Origin of the sequence: Actinomadura sp. (genome assembly GCF_044508335.1) — a bacterium.
In the GTDB taxonomy this organism is placed as follows: Bacteria; Actinomycetota; Actinomycetes; order Streptosporangiales; family Streptosporangiaceae; genus Spirillospora.
Window position 1 is genome coordinate 1 of the sequence record NZ_JBIQHY010000022.1, and the last position, 17229, is coordinate 17229.

Annotated in this window: 10 protein-coding genes; 8 read left to right on the forward strand and 2 right to left on the reverse strand. The window is 74.6% G+C overall.

Going from position 1 to position 17229, the window contains the following annotated elements; all coding sequences use genetic code 11:
* Positions 1 to 568: 568 nt before the first annotated feature.
* Positions 569 to 4303 (reverse strand): PKD domain-containing protein, encoded by a 3735-nt coding sequence (locus tag ACIWVC_RS11010; RefSeq protein ID WP_396454091.1) that lies wholly within the window; start codon positions 4301 to 4303, stop codon positions 569 to 571.
* Between the two features lie 400 nt (positions 4304 to 4703).
* Between ACIWVC_RS11010 and ACIWVC_RS11015 the strand changes: the two genes are divergently transcribed.
* The 8 genes from ACIWVC_RS11015 to ACIWVC_RS11050 all read left to right on the forward strand — a co-directional run bounded on the left by ACIWVC_RS11015 (position 4704) and on the right by ACIWVC_RS11050 (position 16267).
* Positions 4704 to 6107: a hypothetical protein gene (locus ACIWVC_RS11015; RefSeq protein ID WP_396452681.1), complete on the forward strand. Its 1404-nt coding sequence runs from the start codon at positions 4704 to 4706 to the stop codon at positions 6105 to 6107.
* Complete coding sequence (locus ACIWVC_RS11020; RefSeq protein WP_396452679.1) at positions 6104 to 7318, forward strand: hypothetical protein; 1215 nt, start codon at positions 6104 to 6106, stop codon at positions 7316 to 7318. Before ACIWVC_RS11015 ends, ACIWVC_RS11020 begins: the two co-directional genes overlap by 4 nt.
* A complete protein-coding gene (locus ACIWVC_RS11025) occupies positions 7315 to 8202 on the forward strand; it encodes a sulfotransferase domain-containing protein (protein ID WP_396452677.1) in 888 nt (295 codons plus the stop codon). The genes ACIWVC_RS11020 and ACIWVC_RS11025 overlap by 4 nt, the downstream gene beginning before the upstream one ends.
* 7 nt (positions 8203 to 8209) lie before the next feature.
* Complete coding sequence (locus tag ACIWVC_RS11030; protein WP_396454092.1) at positions 8210 to 9655, forward strand: hypothetical protein; 1446 nt, start codon at positions 8210 to 8212, stop codon at positions 9653 to 9655.
* An 89-nt stretch (positions 9656 to 9744) separates the two neighbouring features.
* Entirely contained in the window at positions 9745 to 11952 is a 2208-nt protein-coding gene (locus ACIWVC_RS11035) for a hypothetical protein (RefSeq protein ID WP_396454094.1), read from the forward strand.
* Positions 11939 to 13618: a lipopolysaccharide biosynthesis protein gene (locus ACIWVC_RS11040; protein WP_396449647.1), complete on the forward strand. Its 1680-nt coding sequence runs from the start codon at positions 11939 to 11941 to the stop codon at positions 13616 to 13618. The genes ACIWVC_RS11035 and ACIWVC_RS11040 overlap by 14 nt, the downstream gene beginning before the upstream one ends.
* Positions 13602 to 14921: a ParB N-terminal domain-containing protein gene (locus ACIWVC_RS11045; RefSeq protein ID WP_396449648.1), complete on the forward strand. Its 1320-nt coding sequence runs from the start codon at positions 13602 to 13604 to the stop codon at positions 14919 to 14921. The genes ACIWVC_RS11040 and ACIWVC_RS11045 overlap by 17 nt, the downstream gene beginning before the upstream one ends.
* Positions 14918 to 16267, forward strand: a complete 1350-nt coding sequence (locus ACIWVC_RS11050) for an RCC1 domain-containing protein (protein ID WP_396449649.1) — start codon at positions 14918 to 14920, stop codon at positions 16265 to 16267. The genes ACIWVC_RS11045 and ACIWVC_RS11050 overlap by 4 nt, the downstream gene beginning before the upstream one ends.
* On the opposite strand, the gene ACIWVC_RS11055 is transcribed toward ACIWVC_RS11050, so the two are convergent.
* On the reverse strand, positions 16264 to 17136 hold the full coding sequence (locus ACIWVC_RS11055) for a hypothetical protein (protein WP_396454096.1): 873 nt from the start codon (positions 17134 to 17136) through the stop codon (positions 16264 to 16266). The genes ACIWVC_RS11050 and ACIWVC_RS11055 overlap by 4 nt on opposite strands.
* Positions 17137 to 17229 lie beyond the last annotated feature (93 nt).

Sequence of the window (17229 nt, forward strand, 5' to 3'; positions counted from 1 at the left end):
CCCAGGGGGGCGACCCCCTGGAACCCCCGTTAGCGACGCAGGCGATCCTCGCTCCTTTGTTGCGGTCTGTCGTGCCTGTGACGGGCGTGTGCGGGGTCGCTGCGGTCGCCTGCGTCGCCGGGCATGCCCGCTCCGGGCGCTAGAGCGCCCTCCGCGTGCCTGCCCGTGCCTGTCGCTTCGGTCTGCGCCCCGGCTCAGGTCTAGTCCAAGAGCGCATGAATCGTGCTCATCCAAGAGGCGTCTGTGTTTGCCCAGGGGGCGACTCCCTGGAACCCAGTGAGACTAGGGATATAGACGCTGCCGGTGGGGCTGGCTCTTTGGAACCCCGTTGGCATGCCCGCGGCCGCCAGCTCAGGCCCGCGCTCGGCCGCAGCCCCGTCCAAGAGACAGCGGGGCTCACGACTCTTACATGACACAGCCGCCATGCACCGGTCCGCCTGACAGCACGGCCTGCTCTCCGGCTCGCGGTACGGGTTGGTCCGCGGCGGGGGGCGAGGGTGGGGGTGTGAAGGCAGTGGCCCCGGCCGGGGTGCCGGTCGGGGCCACTGTTCTTGCTAGGTCGGGGCGGTTACTTGCGCTTGAGGATGATGGTCCACATCACGGCCCGGCTGGCGGCGTTCGTCGTGGCGGTCTTGCCGCCGTAGGTGCCGGTGGGGACCGCGGCGTTGCTGTCGACGATCAGGCTGGTGATGCGGCCGCCGCCGGAGCCGATGCCGGTGCCGCGGGTCTCCACGCCGGCGGGCGCCGTCCACGAGGTGGTGCTGGACGACTTGTCGCCCCAGTAGGTGATCGCCCAGCTGCCGGAGGAGGCGACGTCGGCGTCCGGGCTGGTGTGCTCGGTGCCGGAGTCGTCGTCGGTGTCCTTGGCGACCTTCGCGATCGGGTCGGTGGTGTCGGTGCCCGCGTAGGCCAGCAGCCGGATGTCGGCCTTGGTGTAGGCGCTCAGCCCGATGTTGACCTGGGTTCCGGCGTCACCGGCCTGCGCGACCCGCTTGTAGAGGACCGAGGTCGCGTTGCCCGCGTTCTGCTCGTCCACCTTCGTCCAGCCGGCCGGCTGGTCGGTGATCTCCGCGTCGCTGCTGTTGTAGGTCAGCACCAGGATCATGCCGTCGCCCGGCTGGACGGCCGACGGGATCTGCGCGTAGGCCGTCTGGACGTTGGCGTTGCCGCCGATGCCCGCGCGGAAGGCGATGTCCGCCTGGTTCGGCGCGACCGTCACCGTGGCGGTCCTGGTGTCCTCGGCGCCCTTGTCGTCGGTCACCGTCAGCTTGACCGTGTAGGTGCCGGCCTCGTCGTAGGCGTGCTGCGGGGTGGCGCCGGTGCCGTGCTCGCCGTCGCCGAAGTCCCACGCGTACGAGGCGATCGAGCCGTCCGGGTCGGTCGAGCCGGACGCGTCGAACGTGCACTGGAGGTCGTCGCAGCTGCGGCTGAACGCGGCCTGCGGGGCCTGGTTCGTCGCGGCGGAGGACCCCCGCGCCAGGATGATCGTCCACATCGCGGCCCGGCTGGCGGCGTCGGTGGTGGCCGTCTTGCCGCCGTAGGTCCCGGTCGGGACCGTGCCGTTGCTGTCGGCGGTCAGGCTGGTGATGCGGCCGCCGCCGGAGCCGATGCCGATGCGGCGGGTCTCCACGCCGGCGGGCGCCGTCCACGAGGTGGTGCTGGACGACTTGTCCGCCCAGTAGGAGACCGCCCACGAGCCCGCGTCGCCGACCTGCGCGGCCGGGCTGGTGTGCGCGGTGACCGAGTCGGCGTCGCCGGCCTTCGCGACGGCGGCGATCGGGTCGGTGGTGTTGGTGCCGTCGTAGGCCAGCAGCTGGATGTCGGCCTTGGTGTAGGCGCTCAGGCCGATGTTGACCTGGGTTCCGGCGTCGCCGGCCTGCGCGACCCGCTTCCACAGGACGGAGGTGGCACCGCCGACCGTCTGGGTGTCGACCTGCGTCCAGCCCGCCGGGGGCGCCGTGATCGACGCGGTGTTGTTGAAGGTCAGCATCATGATCATGCCGTCGCCCGGCTGGACGGCCGGCGGGATCTGCGCGTAGGCCGTCTGGACGTTGGCGTTGCCGCCGATGCCCGCGCGGAAGGCGATGTCCGCCTGGTTCGGCGCGACCGTCACCGTGGCGGTCCTGGTGTCCTCGGCGCCCTTGTCGTCGGTCACCGTCAGCTTGACCGTGTAGGTGCCGGCCTCGTCGTAGGCGTGCTGCGGGGTGGCGCCGGTGCCGTGCTCGCCGTCGCCGAAGTCCCACGCGTACGAGGCGATCGAGCCGTCCGGGTCGGTCGAGCCGGACGCGTCGAACGCGCACTCGAGCTGGTCGCAGTTGGCGGTGAACGCGGCCTGCGGCGCCGCGTTCGGCGTGCCGCTGAACAGGAACACCGTCCGGCCGCGCCAGTCGGCGGAGCTCACCTCGGTGGACGCCCCCGAGGGCACCCCGGCCTCGGAGAACGCGACCCGGTACAGCTTGCCGCTGCTGTTGCTCACGTAGTACAGGTAGCCGCCGTCGACGAACATCCCGCCGACGGAGCTCCACGACATGCCGGGCAGGTTGCCCACGGCGGTGAACTCCTGCGCGCCGACGACGTTGCTCTCCGGGTTGAACGTCCGGTAGTAGAGCGCGGACGTGCCGCGGGCGTAGTAGATGCGGCCCTTGGCGTAGAACATGCCGGTGATGTTCGGGACCTGCGAGTGCCAGGTCGACATGTTGACGAGCTGGTCCGCGGTGTCGATCACCGTGTTCGGGCCGAGCGTGGTCCCGTCGAACGTGCGGCGGTTGAACGTGCCGTTCGAGCCGCCGTAGAACAGCTCACCGTTGATCATGAAGGCGCCGCGCGCGGAGCGCCAGTCGACGCCGGCGGTGCCGTCGGCCACCTCGGGGCCGGTGGTCGTGCCGTCGAACGAGCGGTGCCGGAGGTAGTTCGCCGCACCGGTGCCGATGCCGCCGCCGGAGTAGACGTTCCCGGGCAGCTCGCCGGTGTTGTACGCCGGGACGGTCTTGCCGCCGGCGAGCGGGAACAGCGCGAGCTTCTGGTGGAACTCGCCGCCGACGTTGTCGGTGTCGCTGCCGATCCACAGGCCCTCGCTGGTGGCCAGCATGTCGAACACGCCGACGCCCTTGTCGCGGCCGGGGTTCCAGCTGAACGGCAGGCCGCTCACCGGGTCGAGCGCGACGATGCCCTCGCGGGAGACGGCGCCCTGGCCGGGCCGGTCGCCGGCGAACGGGTTGTTCGCCCAGCGGAAGTGCCCGCCGGTGTACACGGCGCTGTCGGTGATCTCCACCGCGTAGGTGGTGTCGCCGCCGGTGTAGTTGACCCAGGTGGGCTCCTGGCCGCCGCCGGTCGCGCCGCTCTCCCAGCGGGACTGGGTGTCGCACAGCTTGGACGTGCCGCCGTAGGCGCCGGTGGTGGTGACGACGAAGTACGAGCCGTCCGGGGAGAACTCGACGTCGCGCATGTAGGTGTCGAACGACTGCGAGCACTGCGCGGCGTAGCGGGTGGTGTCCCAGTTCGCGAGCTGCGCGGACGCGCCCGTGAGGTCCAGCATGACGATCTGCCGGCGGGTGGCGCCGAGGACGGAGTTGAAGTTGCCGACGCCGACGAGCTTGGAGCCGTCGGGGCTGATGTCCATCTTGTAGATCTGCGTCACGCCGTCGCCGGTCTGCGTGCCGGCGAGGTCGATGTCCACGAAGTCGTCGCGGGCGCCGGTCTGCGGGTTCAGCGTCGCGAGACCGGCCCGCGGGGCGCCGCCCACCGTGGCGAAGGTGCCGGCGACGTACAGCCGGCCGCCGGCGAGGCGCAGGTCGCGGACCCGGGCGTCGAGCTGCGGGTTGAAGGAGGTGATGGGCGCGCCGGTCTGGGCGTTGATCCGGGCGAGCACGAAGTGGCGGACGCCGTTGATCTCGCTGAAGTTGCCGCCGACGTAGATGGACTGGCCGTCGGGGGCGGGCAGCAGCACGCTGGCCTCGCCCTTGTTGAGGCTGGGCGTGAAGTTCGGGTCGATCGCGCCGGTGGAGGCGTCGAAGGCGAACAGCCGGTTGCGGGTCAGCGTGGGCTTGTTCGCGCCGGGCTCCTTCACCTGGGTGAACGAGCCGCCCACGTAGATCTTGCCGCCGATCTTGATGATCGACTTGACCTCGCCGTCCACCACGTTCGGCGTGTAGTTCGCCGGGTCGGGGTTGACGATGCGCCCGTGCTCCGGCTCGGATCCCCGCTGGTCGGCGTGCGCCGGGACGGCGACGGCGAAGCTCGCCGCCAGCGTGCCCAGCGCCAGTGCGGCCCCCGCGGCCAGCGCCCCCCACCTGCGTCTGCCCATCGACCCCTCCGTGCCAAGTTGATGTAAACCACCGTATTGTGCGCGCAAAGGCGCGCAGCGCCGGGCAATCGTAGCCGTGTGGCGCATGACCTGCCGATTTGATCGTTAACGTTTCGGTTTCAACTACCGATCGACGTTCGGATCCGGCCGGTGCGCGCCCGCCCCGCACCGCCGTGGGACACGCTCGGCACGGCGGCGGGGTACGCTGCGCACCTCGGAAGGACGCGCCACGGGCCTTACCGGACGACCGGAATGGATGGCCGAAAACGGCCACGGCCCGGCGTCCCCCCAGGCGGGCGGCCGGGCGTCCTCCACCGTGCGGCGTGCGCCCGGTGCACGGGCGGCGCGGTCCGCGCACCCGACGGTGCGTCCAGGGGAAACGGAGCGTTGATTGGCCGGGATGCGAGGGATCGCGGGGAGCACGCCTCTCGCGCCGCCGCGGCTGCTGCCGTGGCGGCTGCGTCCGGGGTGGCCGCTCAGCGTCGCCCTGCTCGGCTTCCCGCTGTGGTGGATCCTCGGCCTGGCCAACGTGGTGCTGCTGCTCATCAGCGTGCCGATGGCGCTGACGCTGTGGCGCCGCCGGGGCACCCTCGTCGCGCCCAGCGGCTTCGGCGCCTGGCTGTTCTTCCTCGTCTGGGTCGTGCTGGGCGTCCTCGTGCTGTGGGCGGACGCGCCGCTCGCCGAGCCCGGCGGAGGGTTCAGCCGGCTGCTCGTGTACGGCTACCGGCTCGCCTGGTACCTGTCGTTCACCATCGTCCTGCTCTACATCGGCAACATGAGCGAGCGGGAACTGCCGTCCGGGAAGATCGGCCGGCTGCTCGGCTTCATGTTCGTCGTGACGACGGCCGGCGGCCTGATCGGCTCGTTCTTCCCGTCGATCCAGCTGACCTCGCCGGTGGAGATGCTCCTGCCGCAGGGGCTGACCGGGAACTCGTTCGTCCGCGACATCGTCCACCCGAAGGTCGCCGACATCGAGTCCATCCTCGGCTTCGAGCAGTCCCGGCCGATGGCCCCGTTCGCGTACGCCAACACCTGGGGCGCCGCCTACGCGTTCTTCCTCCCCTACTTCGTGCTGACGTGGATCGTCCGCGCGCGGACGCGGCGCCGCGTCTTCGGGCTGCTCATCCTCGCCGCATCGCTGTGGCCGGTGGTGTACTCGCTGAACCGGGGCCTGTGGGGCGCGCTCGGCGCGATCGGGCTGTTCGGCGTCCTCAAGCTGCTCCAGGTCGGCGGGCCGCGGGTGATCGCCTGGACGGCCGGGATGGCCGCCGCCGGCGCGCTGGTCGTGGCGCTGTCGCCGCTGCCCGGCCTCGTCCAGGACCGGCTGAACAACCCGCACAGCAACAACCGCCGCACGCTGCTCGCCGAGGAGACCACCCGCAGCGCGCTCACCGGCTCCCCGCTGGTCGGCTTCGGCTCCACCCGCAACGTCCAGGGCGACCTCGGCCAGGTCGCCGGCGGCGCGCGGGTCGGCTGCAAGGCGTGCGAGTCGCCGCCGCTCGGCACCCAGGGGCACGTGTGGCTGCTCATCTTCGCCAACGGCGTCGTCGGGACGATCGCGTTCTGCGCGTTCTTCACCGTCCGGTTCCTGCGGCACTGGCGAGACCGCGGCGCCTACTCGCTGGCGGGCTGCTGCGTGCTGATCGCGTGCACCCTATTCATGATCACCTACGACATGGTGGAGGTACCGCTGTACACGGTGATGATCGCGGTGGCCCTGATGTGGCGGGCCAAGCGGGACGAGCGCGGCCTGCCGGACCCGCGCCCGCGCGCCCGCGCGCTGACCGCCGAGGAGGCCGAGTGACCGGGCGGGCGGCGAGCGGGGCCGCCGAGACGCGGGCCGCCTGGATCGCCGCGGTCGAGGAGCTGTGGCCGGACGCCGCGGTCGAGGCCGTCGGCCGAGGGCGGTCCGCGGGGGCGCGGCGCGAGCTGGCGTTCCTGCCGGACGCCAGGCACCCCCGGCTGCTCGTCCCGGCGGGCCTGCCCCGCGCCGCGGCGGCCGCGCTGCGCCGCTACAGCCACGACCTCGGCGTCCGGCAGCGCGCCTCCCGCGGCCTCACCGCCGCGGCCGTCCGCACCGGGCTGCCGGAGCGGAGGCTGCGCGACCGGCTGCGCGTCACCGGCGGCGGGCCCTCCGTCGAAGACCGGCTCGCCGAGCTGCTCGGCCGCCGAGTCGTGGTCAGCATCGGCCTCGGCAGCGCCCGCGCCAACCGCAAGCCGATCCTGCACGTGCTGTCGCCGCGCGGCGAACCCGTCGCGTTCGTGAAGGTCGGCGACACCGGCACCGCCCGCGGCCTGCTCGGCGGCGAGGCCGCCGCGCTCGCCTACCTCGGCGCCCGCCTCGACCGGGCGCGGCTGCACGTCCCGGAGGTGCTGCACCACGGGACGTGGCGCGGCCTCGACCTGCTCGTCCTGGAGCCGCTGCCGACCAGCGCGCTCGGCTGGCGGCCGCGCGGGCGGGCCCCGGTCGCCGAGATGCGGACGCTGTTCGAGGTCGGCGGCGTCGAGCGGGCGCCGCTGCGCGGCAGCGCGTTCTGGGACGGCATCGCCGCGAGCCCCGCCGGCATCGCGGACGAGCGGCAGCGCGCCGTCTTCGGCGAGGTGGTCGAGGGCGTCGGCAAGGCGCACGGCGACCTGCCCCTCGACTTCGGCGCCTGGCACGGCGACTGGACCCCGTGGAACATGGCCTGGCACCGCGGCGTGCTGCGCCTCTGGGACTGGGAGCGCTTCGCGCGCGGCGTCCCGGACGGCTTCGACCTGCTGCACTACCGGCTGCAGGAGGCGATGCGCACCGCGCCCGGCCCGCCCTACGCGGCCTGGCCGGACGGCGCCGCCGCCGCGCTGGCGCCGCTCGGGCTGTCCGGCGCCGCCGCCGAGGCGACCGTCCGCCTCTACCTGCTGGAGCTGTGCCGCCGCTACCTGCTGGCCGCGCAGGAGCCGATCGGCGGCCCGCTGCGCGCCGACGCCGAGCGGCTGCTGTCCCTCCTGCACACCGACCTCCGGAGGATCTCGTGATCTCACGCCGTGACGCCCCGCAGTGGGTCAAGGAGGCCGGGCGGGCCGCGACCCGCGCCGGCGGCCGGCTGACGGCCGGCGCCCGGATGCTGCCGGACTTCCTCATGGTGGGCACGCAGCGCGGCGGCACCACCTCGCTGTTCCGGGCGCTGGCCGCGCACCCGGCGGTCATCCAGCCGAACTTCCACAAGGGCGTGCACTACTTCGACGTCAACTACCCGCGGGGCCTGTCCTGGTACCGGGGGCACTTCCCGGTCCGGCAGCTCGCCGAGCGCCGCGCCGCCGCCGCGATGGACGGCGCCGCGCCGATGGCGTTCGAGTCGGCCGGCTACTACATGCACCACCCGCTCGCGCCGGAGCGGATCGCCCGCGACCTGCCCGGCGTGAAGCTCATCGTGCTGCTGCGCGACCCGGTGGTGCGCACCTACTCGGCGCACAAGCACGAGCTGGCCCGCGGATTCGAGACCGAGCCGTTCGAGCGGGCGCTGGACCTGGAGGCCGAGCGGCTCGCCGGCGAGGTCGAGAAGATCAAGGCCGACCCGGGGTACGTGAGCCACAGCCACCGGCACCACTCCTACGTGGACCGCAGCCAGTACGCCGACCAGATCGAGCGGCTGTTCGAGCTGTTCGGGCGCGACCGGGTGCTGGTGCTGTTCGCGGAGGACTTCTTCTCCGAGCCGGAGCCCTGCTACGACTCCATCCTGGAGTTCCTCGGCCTGCCGCACTGGCGGCCCGCGTCGTTCGAGCGGCACAACGCCCGCCCGGGGTCCCCGCTGCCGGACCGCCTGCAGCGCCGCCTCGCCGACCACTTCGCCCCCTACGACGACAAGCTCGCCGCCCTCCTCGGCACCGAGCCGGCCTGGCGGCGGGACGGGCGGCGATGACCCGGCGATGAAGAAGCGCACTCTCGGCCCGTCCAACGTGCAGGCGGAACCGCCGCTCGCCCCGGACTCGATCCCGGTCACCCGGTTCGCGGGCGCCGTCCGCCGGCACCTCGCCGCGCTGCTGGTCGCGGTCGTGGCGGGGGCCGGGCTCGGCGTCGCGAAGATCGCGCTGACCCCGGCGACGTACACCGCGCACATCTCGGTGCTCGCGCCGCCGGTGTCGCTGCACCCCGGATACACGCCGGGGCGGCCGCTGAACCCGAAGGAGCGCGAGCCCCGGGACACCACGATGGACACCGAGGCCCAGCTCGTCTGGTCGGACGAGGTGCTGCGCCGGCTCGCCACCTTCCCCGGCTTCGACGCGCCCCGCGCGGAGCTGCGCGACCGCATCGAGCTGTCGGTGCCGAACGCCACGCACGTGCTGATGATCGGGGTGCGGGCCGGGACGCCGAAGGCCGCGCAGAGCGGCGCGCAGGCGGTCGCCGAGGCGTACCTGGACCTGCGGCAGCAGATCCTCGGCGGCATCCAGCAGCGCAACCGGGAGGCCCTGGAGAAGTACCTCACCCTCTTGCACAAGCAGCTGCGCACGCTGCCGGGCGACGACGAGGACCTCACCGGCAACACCGCCCGCACCCGGCGCGAAGAGATCATGCAGCAGATCAAGCAGGTGCAGAAGCAGATCTCCGCGCTGGACCGCAAGGTCGTGCAGCCCGGCGAGGTGCTGCGCGGCGCCGCGCTGCCCACCGCCCGCGACGACGCCGGCCGGGACGTCGCGGTCGCGAGCGGCCTCGGCGTCGGGCTGCTCGGCTGGGTCGCGTTCGTGCTGCTGATCGACCGGCGGCCGCGGCGGATCCGGCGGCCGGCCGACGTCCGGCTGCACGCGCAGCTGCCGATCATGGTGGAGTCGGGGACGCTCGGCGGCGGGCACCGGGAGATCTGCCGGCGGCTGCGCAACCTCGTCTTCGACGCCGAGGCCACCACCGTCCTGGTCACCGGCGTCCCCGCCGCCGCCGGCACCGCCGTCGCCTACGAGCTCGCCGAGCTGTGCACCGAAGGCGGCTCGGCCACCACCGTGCTGCGCATCCGCAAGGACGGCGAGGAGCGCGACCCCGCCGACGCCGCCCGGCCCCGCACCTTCGGCGTCCGGCTGGTGCGCAGCGACGACGACCGGCAGCTCACCCGCGCCGTCGACAAGGCGGGCCGCGAATCCCGTATCGTCGTGATCACCACTCCCGACATCAACGCAGCCGACACCATCAGCGCGGCCGCCGCCAGCGACCTCACCCTGGTCGTGGTGGAGCGCGGCCGGGCCCTGGACCGCGAGGTGGCGAGCGGCGTCCTCGCCCTCGACCAGTCCGCCAACCCCGCCCGCGGCATCGTGCTGACCAGGCAGAGCCCCGGCACCCCCGTCCGCCGGGCCGCAGCTCCCGGCACCGGCTCCCCACGAGGTTGAGATGAACCGAACCGGTCCCGCGCCAAGCGCGGATAAAGTCGTGACCATGTGTCCGTCCAGCACGACCCGGATCGTCAAGGGGGATCGTCGTGGGAGCTGACCAGACGGCCGACCCGCAGCAGGGTCAGCTGCTGTCCGTGCTCAGGCGGTACGTGCCGCTGCTGATCCTGCTGGCCGTGCTCGGCGCGGGCGCCGGCGTCGGCGCCGCGATCGTGCTGCCCGCGCCGTACAAGGCCACCGCGACCGTGCTGGTCAGCCCGCTGCAGGGCAACCCGTACTCGCCGGACGGCCGCGGCGACGACCTGGTCAACCTGCAGACCGAGGCGCAGCTGGTCACCACCGACCGGGTCGCCAAGATCGCCGGGGAGAAGCTCGGGCACGAGCCGGAGGGGACGGTCGTCGTCGACGTCCCGCCGAACACGCAGGTGCTCAACCTGACCTACACGGCCAAGAACTCGGCGAACGCCCGCGCCGGCGCGCAGGCGTTCGCCGACGCCTACCTCGCCTACCGGCAGCAGCGCGCGCAGGAGGTGGTGAACAACCAGCTCACCAAGCTGAAGGCGCAGTCCGAGAAGGTCCAGCGGCAGCTGCTGAAGACCAACCGGGAGCTGGCCGCCGCGTCCGGCACCAAGCGGGCCACGCTGCAGCAGCGCGTCACCGCCTACACCAACCAGCTCGGCGTGATCGACGAGCAGACCAACGACATCGGCAGCACCCCGATCAATCCGGGCCAGGTCATCACCCCGGCCGGCGCGCCGGACGGGCCCGGCCAGATCCGCACCGCGATGTTCGGCTTCGGCGGCCTGGTCGGCGGCATCGTCCTCGGCATCGCGATCGTGCTGCTGCGCGAGCGGCTCAACCAGCGGCTGCGCAACGCCGAGGCGGTCGAGGGCATGGGCGTGCGCACCCTGGCCACCATCCCGGCGGGCGGCCCGCCCGGTGACACGCTCGCCCTGGTCGCCGCGCCGAAGAGCCCGCCCGGCGAGGCCTACCGGCGGCTGCGCGCCGCGGTCGTGGCGACCGCGCCGCAGACCCCGGTGGCGCTGCTGGTCAGCAGCGCCACCCCGGGCGGCAGCGCCCGGATGGCCAGCGCCAACCTCGCGGTGTCGCTGGCGTTCGCCGGCGCCAAGACGATCATGATCGACGCGACCACCGAGGACACCGACGTCAGCACGCTGTTCGGCGCCCGCCCCGGCGGCAAGGGCCTGTCGGACACGCTGCTCAGCGGAACCGACCCGGCGACCCTGCTGATCCACACCGACTCGCAGCTGCGGCTGCTGCCGCGCGGCCCGCGCGCGGCCGAGGCCGCGCACCGGTTCAGCGGCCCGCGGATGCGCGAGACCGTGAAGGTGCTGCGCCGCCGCAGCGAGTACCTCGTCGTCAACGCGGCGAGCCTGCACGACGCGGACGCGCAGGCGCTGTGCACGTTCGTGGACGCGGTCGTCCTCGTCGCCAACCAGGGCGTGACGACCCGGGAGGAGCTGCGCCAGGCGTACGTCGAGGCCGAGCGCGCCGGATGCACCGTGCTGGGCGTGGTGCTGGAGCCGCCGGAGCAGCGCGGCGGCCGGTCGGCGCGCCAGCCGCAGCCGGCCCGGCAGGGCGGCCGGGCGCCGCAGCCCCCGCGCGGCCGGGCCGCCGCCGAGGTCCGCGCCGCCGACCCGCGCGGCAGCGGGGAGCGGCGCGCGCTGTCCGAGGGCTCCCCCGCGTGGGCGGACGAGCAGCCGGCCCCGGCCAGGCGCGCCGAGCGCGACGACGACAAGGGCTACTGGCCGGGCATGCCGCACGACGAGGACGACCAGGACGCCGGCGACGCCTCGACCCTGACCACGCAGGCGCTGCCCAAGGTGGGCCAGCCGCCGCGCCCGGCCGAGCCGCGGCCCGCCACCGCCCGCCGCGGCGCCGCGGCGCGCCGCCGCCCCACTCCCGCGTCGCTGGAGCCGCCGTCGGGGCCGGGCAAGCCCGTCGCCCCCAAGCCGGTCTCGCCGACCGACGTCACCCAGGGCACCGGCCGGGCCCCCGGCCCGCGGCCGGGCGCGCGCAAGGCGCGGCCGTCCGACGCCGAGCCCGCCGAACCCCCCGAGCCGGCCGAGGTGGCCGAGCAGGCGGAGACGGAGCAGGCGCTGGAGTCCGCCGCCACGCGGACCCAGGAGGACATCTCCAAGTACGTGCCGCCGGAACTCGCCGACGACCCCGCGGACGCGCCCGCGCAGAAGAGCGCGCCGGCCGCCCCGGTCGGCGACGTCCTGCCGCGCTACGGGAAGAAGCCGCACAAGGCGGGGCGGCATGCCGGGTCCTGAACCGGCCGCGCCGGGCGGGCCCAATCTGAACAGGCTGGCCAGGGGCGGCGCCCTCAACCTCGTGGGCGCCGCCGTGGCGGGCGTCCAGGGGCTCGCGCTGGTGTTCCTGGTCGCGCACCTGTACCCGCAGCGGATCGCGGGCACGTTCTTCGCGGCGACGTCGCTGTTCATCATCCTGCAGGCGGTGTCCGGCCTCGGCACCGACGCGGGGCTGCTGCGCTGGCTGCCGCGCCATCTCGCGCTCGGCGACCGGGCCGCGGCGCGCCGGACGGTCCCGGTGGCGCTCGTCCCGGTCGCGGCGACCGCGGCGATCGGCGCGCTCGTCCTCCTCGCCACCGCGCCGTGGACGGCGGGCCACATCGGCGCCGACGACGCGGAGCAGGCCGTCGGCATGGTGCGGGTGCTGGCGCTGTTCCTGCCGCTGGCGGGCGCGCACGACGCGCTGCTCGCGGCGACGCGCGGCTACGGCTCGATGCGCCCGACCGTCCTCGTCGACAAGATCCTGCGGCAGACGCTGCAGGTCGGCGGCGTGGTCGCGGCGGCGGTGCTGTCCGACGACGCGGTGTGGCTCGCGGCGGCGTGGGCGGCGCCCTACCTGCCGTGCCTGGTCGTCGCGGCGCTGTGGTACCGGAAGATCAGCCGCGCGGGCGGCGCCGCGCCCGCGGCTGCCCCGCCGGCCCGGCTGCGGCCGCTGGCGGGCGACTTCTGGCGGTTCACGGCGCCGCGCGCGTTCGCGCAGATCTGCCAGACGGCGTTCCAGCGCGCCGACATCGTGCTCGTCGCGGCGCTCAGCTCGCCCCGCGAGGCGGCCGTCTACACCGCCGCGACCCGGTTCATCGTGATCAGCCAGCTCGCCACCCAGGCGGTGCAGAACGTCATGCAGCCCGCGGTGAGCCGGCTGATGGCGCTCGCCGACCGGGCCGGCGCGCAGCGGGTCTTCGCGGTGTGCGCGTCCTGGAACCTCGCGCTCGCCTGGCCGGTGCACCTGTCGATCGCGGTGGGCGCGCCGGTGTACGTCGGCTCGTTCGGCGACGGCTACCGGGGGACGGGCGAGGTCGTCACCGTCATCCTGGCGATGGCGATGCTGGTGGCGACGGCGACCGGCGCCCGCGACGTGATGCTGCTGATGGCGGGCCGCAGCGGGCTCAGCCTGGTCAACCAGAGCGCCGCGCTCGGCGTGAACCTGGTGCTGAACGTGCTGCTGATCCCGCCGTTCGGGATCGCCGGGGCGGCGGCGGCGCGGGCGTGCGGGCTGCTCGTCCGGACGCTGCTGGCCCTCACCCAGGTCCGCAGGATCCTCGGGATGTCCCCGGCGAGCGCCGGGCTGTTCTGGGCGGGCGGATCGGCGCTGCTGAGCTTCGCCGCGATCCCGCTGGCCGTCCGGTTCGTCGCCGGCTCCAGCCCGGCCGCGCTGGCCGCCGGGCTGATCCCCGGCGCGATCTTGTACATTGCCCTACTCTGGGGCGGTCGCGAGCGGCTGTCCCTCACCGCCTTCGCCTCCCTGCTGCCGGGGCGGCGGGGCCGCGCCGGCGCCGGGCCCGCGGGCGCCGCCGTCCCCTCGGCCTCCGGCGCGGCGGCCCCCACGACGGCCCCCGACACGACGGCCCCGGGAACGGCGGCCACGGAAACGACACCTGCCAGGAGCATGCATGCCCACGGGAATTGACCAAGTACGCCGCAAGTCCCGCGCGGTGCTGCGCAAGACCGGCCTCGCGCCGAGCGGACCGGTGTACGGGCGGCTGGTCGACGCGGGGCGCTCCCTTCCGATCCCGGCCGCGGCGCGCGTCGCGGTGTCCACCGCCGTGCTGCGCCGCCCGTGGAAGGTGCCCGTCCGGTTCGACCAGCTCCTCGTCGGCGCGCAGGGCGGCTGGACGGCCCGCGAGTTCGCCGACCGCACCGGCGACCTGCTGTGGCCGTCCACCCCGTTCCTGGACGGCCCGCACGTCGCCCTGCTGCGCCTCGCCGACGAGCACGGCGAGCTGTCCGACGAGCAGATCCTCGGCAGCGCCTACGGGCGGCTCGGGCTGCGCTGCATCGAGGCGGGCGGCAACTACTTCGGCGGCACCGACCCGGCCGGCGTCCTCGCGGCGGCGCGCGCGTTCATCGCCCGCTACCGCGGCGAGGCGGCGCCCGGCGCGGCGCCCCGCCCGCAGCAGAGCGGCCCGCAGGACCCGGTGCTCGTCGCGCCCGTCCGCGGCTCCGACCAGTACCAGATCCTCGACGGCCACCACCGCCTCGCGATCGCCGCGATGAGCGGCGCCGACGGCGCCAACGTCGTCGCCAAGTGGCTGCCCGTCACCACCCCCCTGCAGGACCTGCTGCTCAAGATGAGCTGGCTCGACGGCACCCACGAGCTGTACCAGCCGATCGACGCGCCCGAGCTGCGGTCCGGCTGGACGACCGTACGGCAGTGCACCGACCGGCTCGCCAAGATGGACGCGTTCCTCGCCGAGCGCGGCGTCGCCGGGGGCCGCTACCTCGACGTCGCCAGCTGCTACGGCTGGTTCGTGGCGCAGATGGCGCAGCGCGGCTTCGACGCCGAGGGCATCGAGCGCGACCCGCTCGCCGTCCCGCTCGGGCAGGCGGTCTACGGGCTGCCCGACGGCGTCATCTCCACCGGCGACTGCGTCGAGTTCCTCGGCGGCCACGACGCCGGCCGATGGGACGTGGTGTCCTGCTTCAGCCTCCTGCACCACTTCGTCCTCGGGCGCGGCTCGGTCAGCGCCGAGGAGCTGATCCGGCTCCTCGACCGCGCCACCGGCCGGGTGCTGTTCTTCGACACCGGCCAGGACAACGAGGCGTGGTTCGCCGAGTCGCTGCGGGGCTGGGACCCGCCGCGCGTCGCACGGTTCCTGCGCGAGAACACGGGCTTCGACGAGATCGTCGACCTCGGCCCCGACGAGGACGCGCGCCCGCCCTACGAGGACAACTACTCCAGGCACCTGTTCGCCTGCGTCCGCACGGCATGACGCCCGCGCGCCGCTCGCTCACCGCGCTGCTGCTCGCCGCCCCCGCGCTGCTCACGGCGGCGGCGTGCGACCGGTCCGCGGCGGACGGCACGGCGGCGCCGCCGGTGTCCCCGCCGCCCGCGGCCGGGTCGGCGGGCACCGAGACCGGCGTCGTCTGGACGAGCGGCCTCAACGACCACGGGCAGCTCGGCCGCCCCGGCCCCGGCATCGACCTCAAGCTCGCCCCGGTCACCGGGGTGGGCGGGCAGGGCCGGCTCGGCGGGGTGCGCGCCGTCGCCGGCGGCGGGCGGCACTCGCTCGCGGTCGTCGGCGCCGGCGAGGTCGTCGCGTGGGGCGCCAACGACCACGGCCAGCTCGGCGACGGCACCCTGCGCGACCGCCGCGCGCCCGTCCCCGTCCGCGCCCCCGACGGGCGCTCCGGCAGGCTGGACGGCGTCGTCGCCGTCAGCGCCAACAACGACTTCTCCATGGCGCTGCGCCGCGACGGAACCGTCGTGACGTGGGGCGCCAACGACCACGGGCAGCGCGGCAACGGCGAGCGCGGCGACGGCGGGCGCGCCGCCCCGCGGGTCCCGACGACCGTGAAGGCGCCGGACGGCCGCAGGCCGCTCACCGGCGTCACCGCGATCTCCGCCGACGGGCACACCGAGCTGGTGCTGCGCCGCAACGGGCAGGTGCTCGCGTGGGGCGCCAACGACTACGGCATGGTCGGCGACGGCACCCGCCGCGACCGGGCGCTGCCGGTGCCGGTGCGCGGCCTGGACGGCGCCCGCCGGCTCACCGGCGTGACCCGCATCGCGATCGGCGGGCAGCACGGGCTGGCGCTGCTGAAGGACGGCAGGGTCGCGTCGTGGGGCCACAACGACCTCGGGCAGCTCGGCGACGGCACCCGCCGCGACCGGCTCGTCCCGGCCCTCGTGTCCGGCGTCGGCGGCAAGGGCGTCCTCAGCGGCGTCACCGGGATCAGCGCGGCCGAGAAGCACAACTACGCGCTGCGCAAGGACGGCACGGTCGTCGCCTGGGGCAACAACACGGCCGGGCAGCTCGGCGATCGGACGGTGAAGCTCCGCGCGGCCCCGGTGACGGTCGCGGGCAGCCACGGCGCGAAGCTGCGCGGCGTCGCGCAGGTGTTCGCGGGCGAGGCGTACGGCGCCGCGATCCTCACCGACGGGACGCCGCTCACGTGGGGCGCGGGCGGCAGCGGCCAGCTCGGCTCCGGGAACCGGGTGCCGCGCAGCCGCCCGGGCACCGTCGTGATGGCACACGGCGCCGCGCCGGGCAAGGCCCTGTCGGCGGGCGCCGGTGAACGCCATCTCCTCCTGCTGATGAGCTCCCCGGGCTCCTAGGCGTCCTTGGGAGGCTCCGGCTCGCCGTCGGCGGCCGTGCCGCCGCCCTTGGGCTCCTCGGCCGCCTGGGGGGCCTCAGCGGGCGCCTGCGGGGCGGGCGGGGCCGGAGGGGCGGGCGGGGCGGGGGCCGCGCTCGCGGCGGCTCCGGCGGGCGCGGGAGCCGCGGAGCGGCGGCGCCACAGCAGGAACCCGGCCCCGGCCGCCGCCGCGACGACGACCAGGCCGCCGCCCCCGAGCAGGAACGGCGTCATGGAGCCGCCGTCGTCCTTCCGCACGGGCTCGTACCCGGCGGCCGGCGCGGTCGGCTGCTTCTGGGCGAGCGTCCGCTCCTCCTCCTGCTCCTTCTGCTTCGTGGACTCGGGCGCGGGCTTGCCGTTGTTGCCGGGCTTGCCGGGCTTCGGCGGCGCGTACTTCGACTCCGGCAGCGTCTGGACGAACTTCAGCAGCGCCAGGTCGGGCTTGCCCTTACTGCCCTTCACCGCCTTGGTGTAGACGGCCTTCACCTGGCTCGCCGGCAGCGTGTTCGACGTCGCCTTGAGCTCGTTGCCGGCCAGCACCACGTAGGTGCCCTTGCGCTTCATGAGGCCGGGCAGCTGCTGGAGGACCTGGCCGGCGTCGTCCCCGGCCGGGAGGATCGCGATGAACACCGGGACGGACCGGCCCTGCGCGGTGCGGAGCAGTTCCTGCGCCCCGTCCGTCTGGTAGTACTTGGCGTGCGAGTCGACGTAGTAGCCGCTCTCGGTGATGCCCTCGGCGACCGCGTCGAGATCGGTGCCCGCGGACGCGGGCGCGGCGGTCAGGGCGAGCGCCGGGGCCAGCGCCAGCGCCAGCGTCCCGGACGCGACGATGCGGCGGGAAGAGTTGTTCACGGAGAGGCTCCTTCTAGCACTGCGACGGGTGATGACAGTACCGGCGCGACGTCGGGAAAGGTGGCGAAAGCCCGGGAATCGGTACGGCTCGCG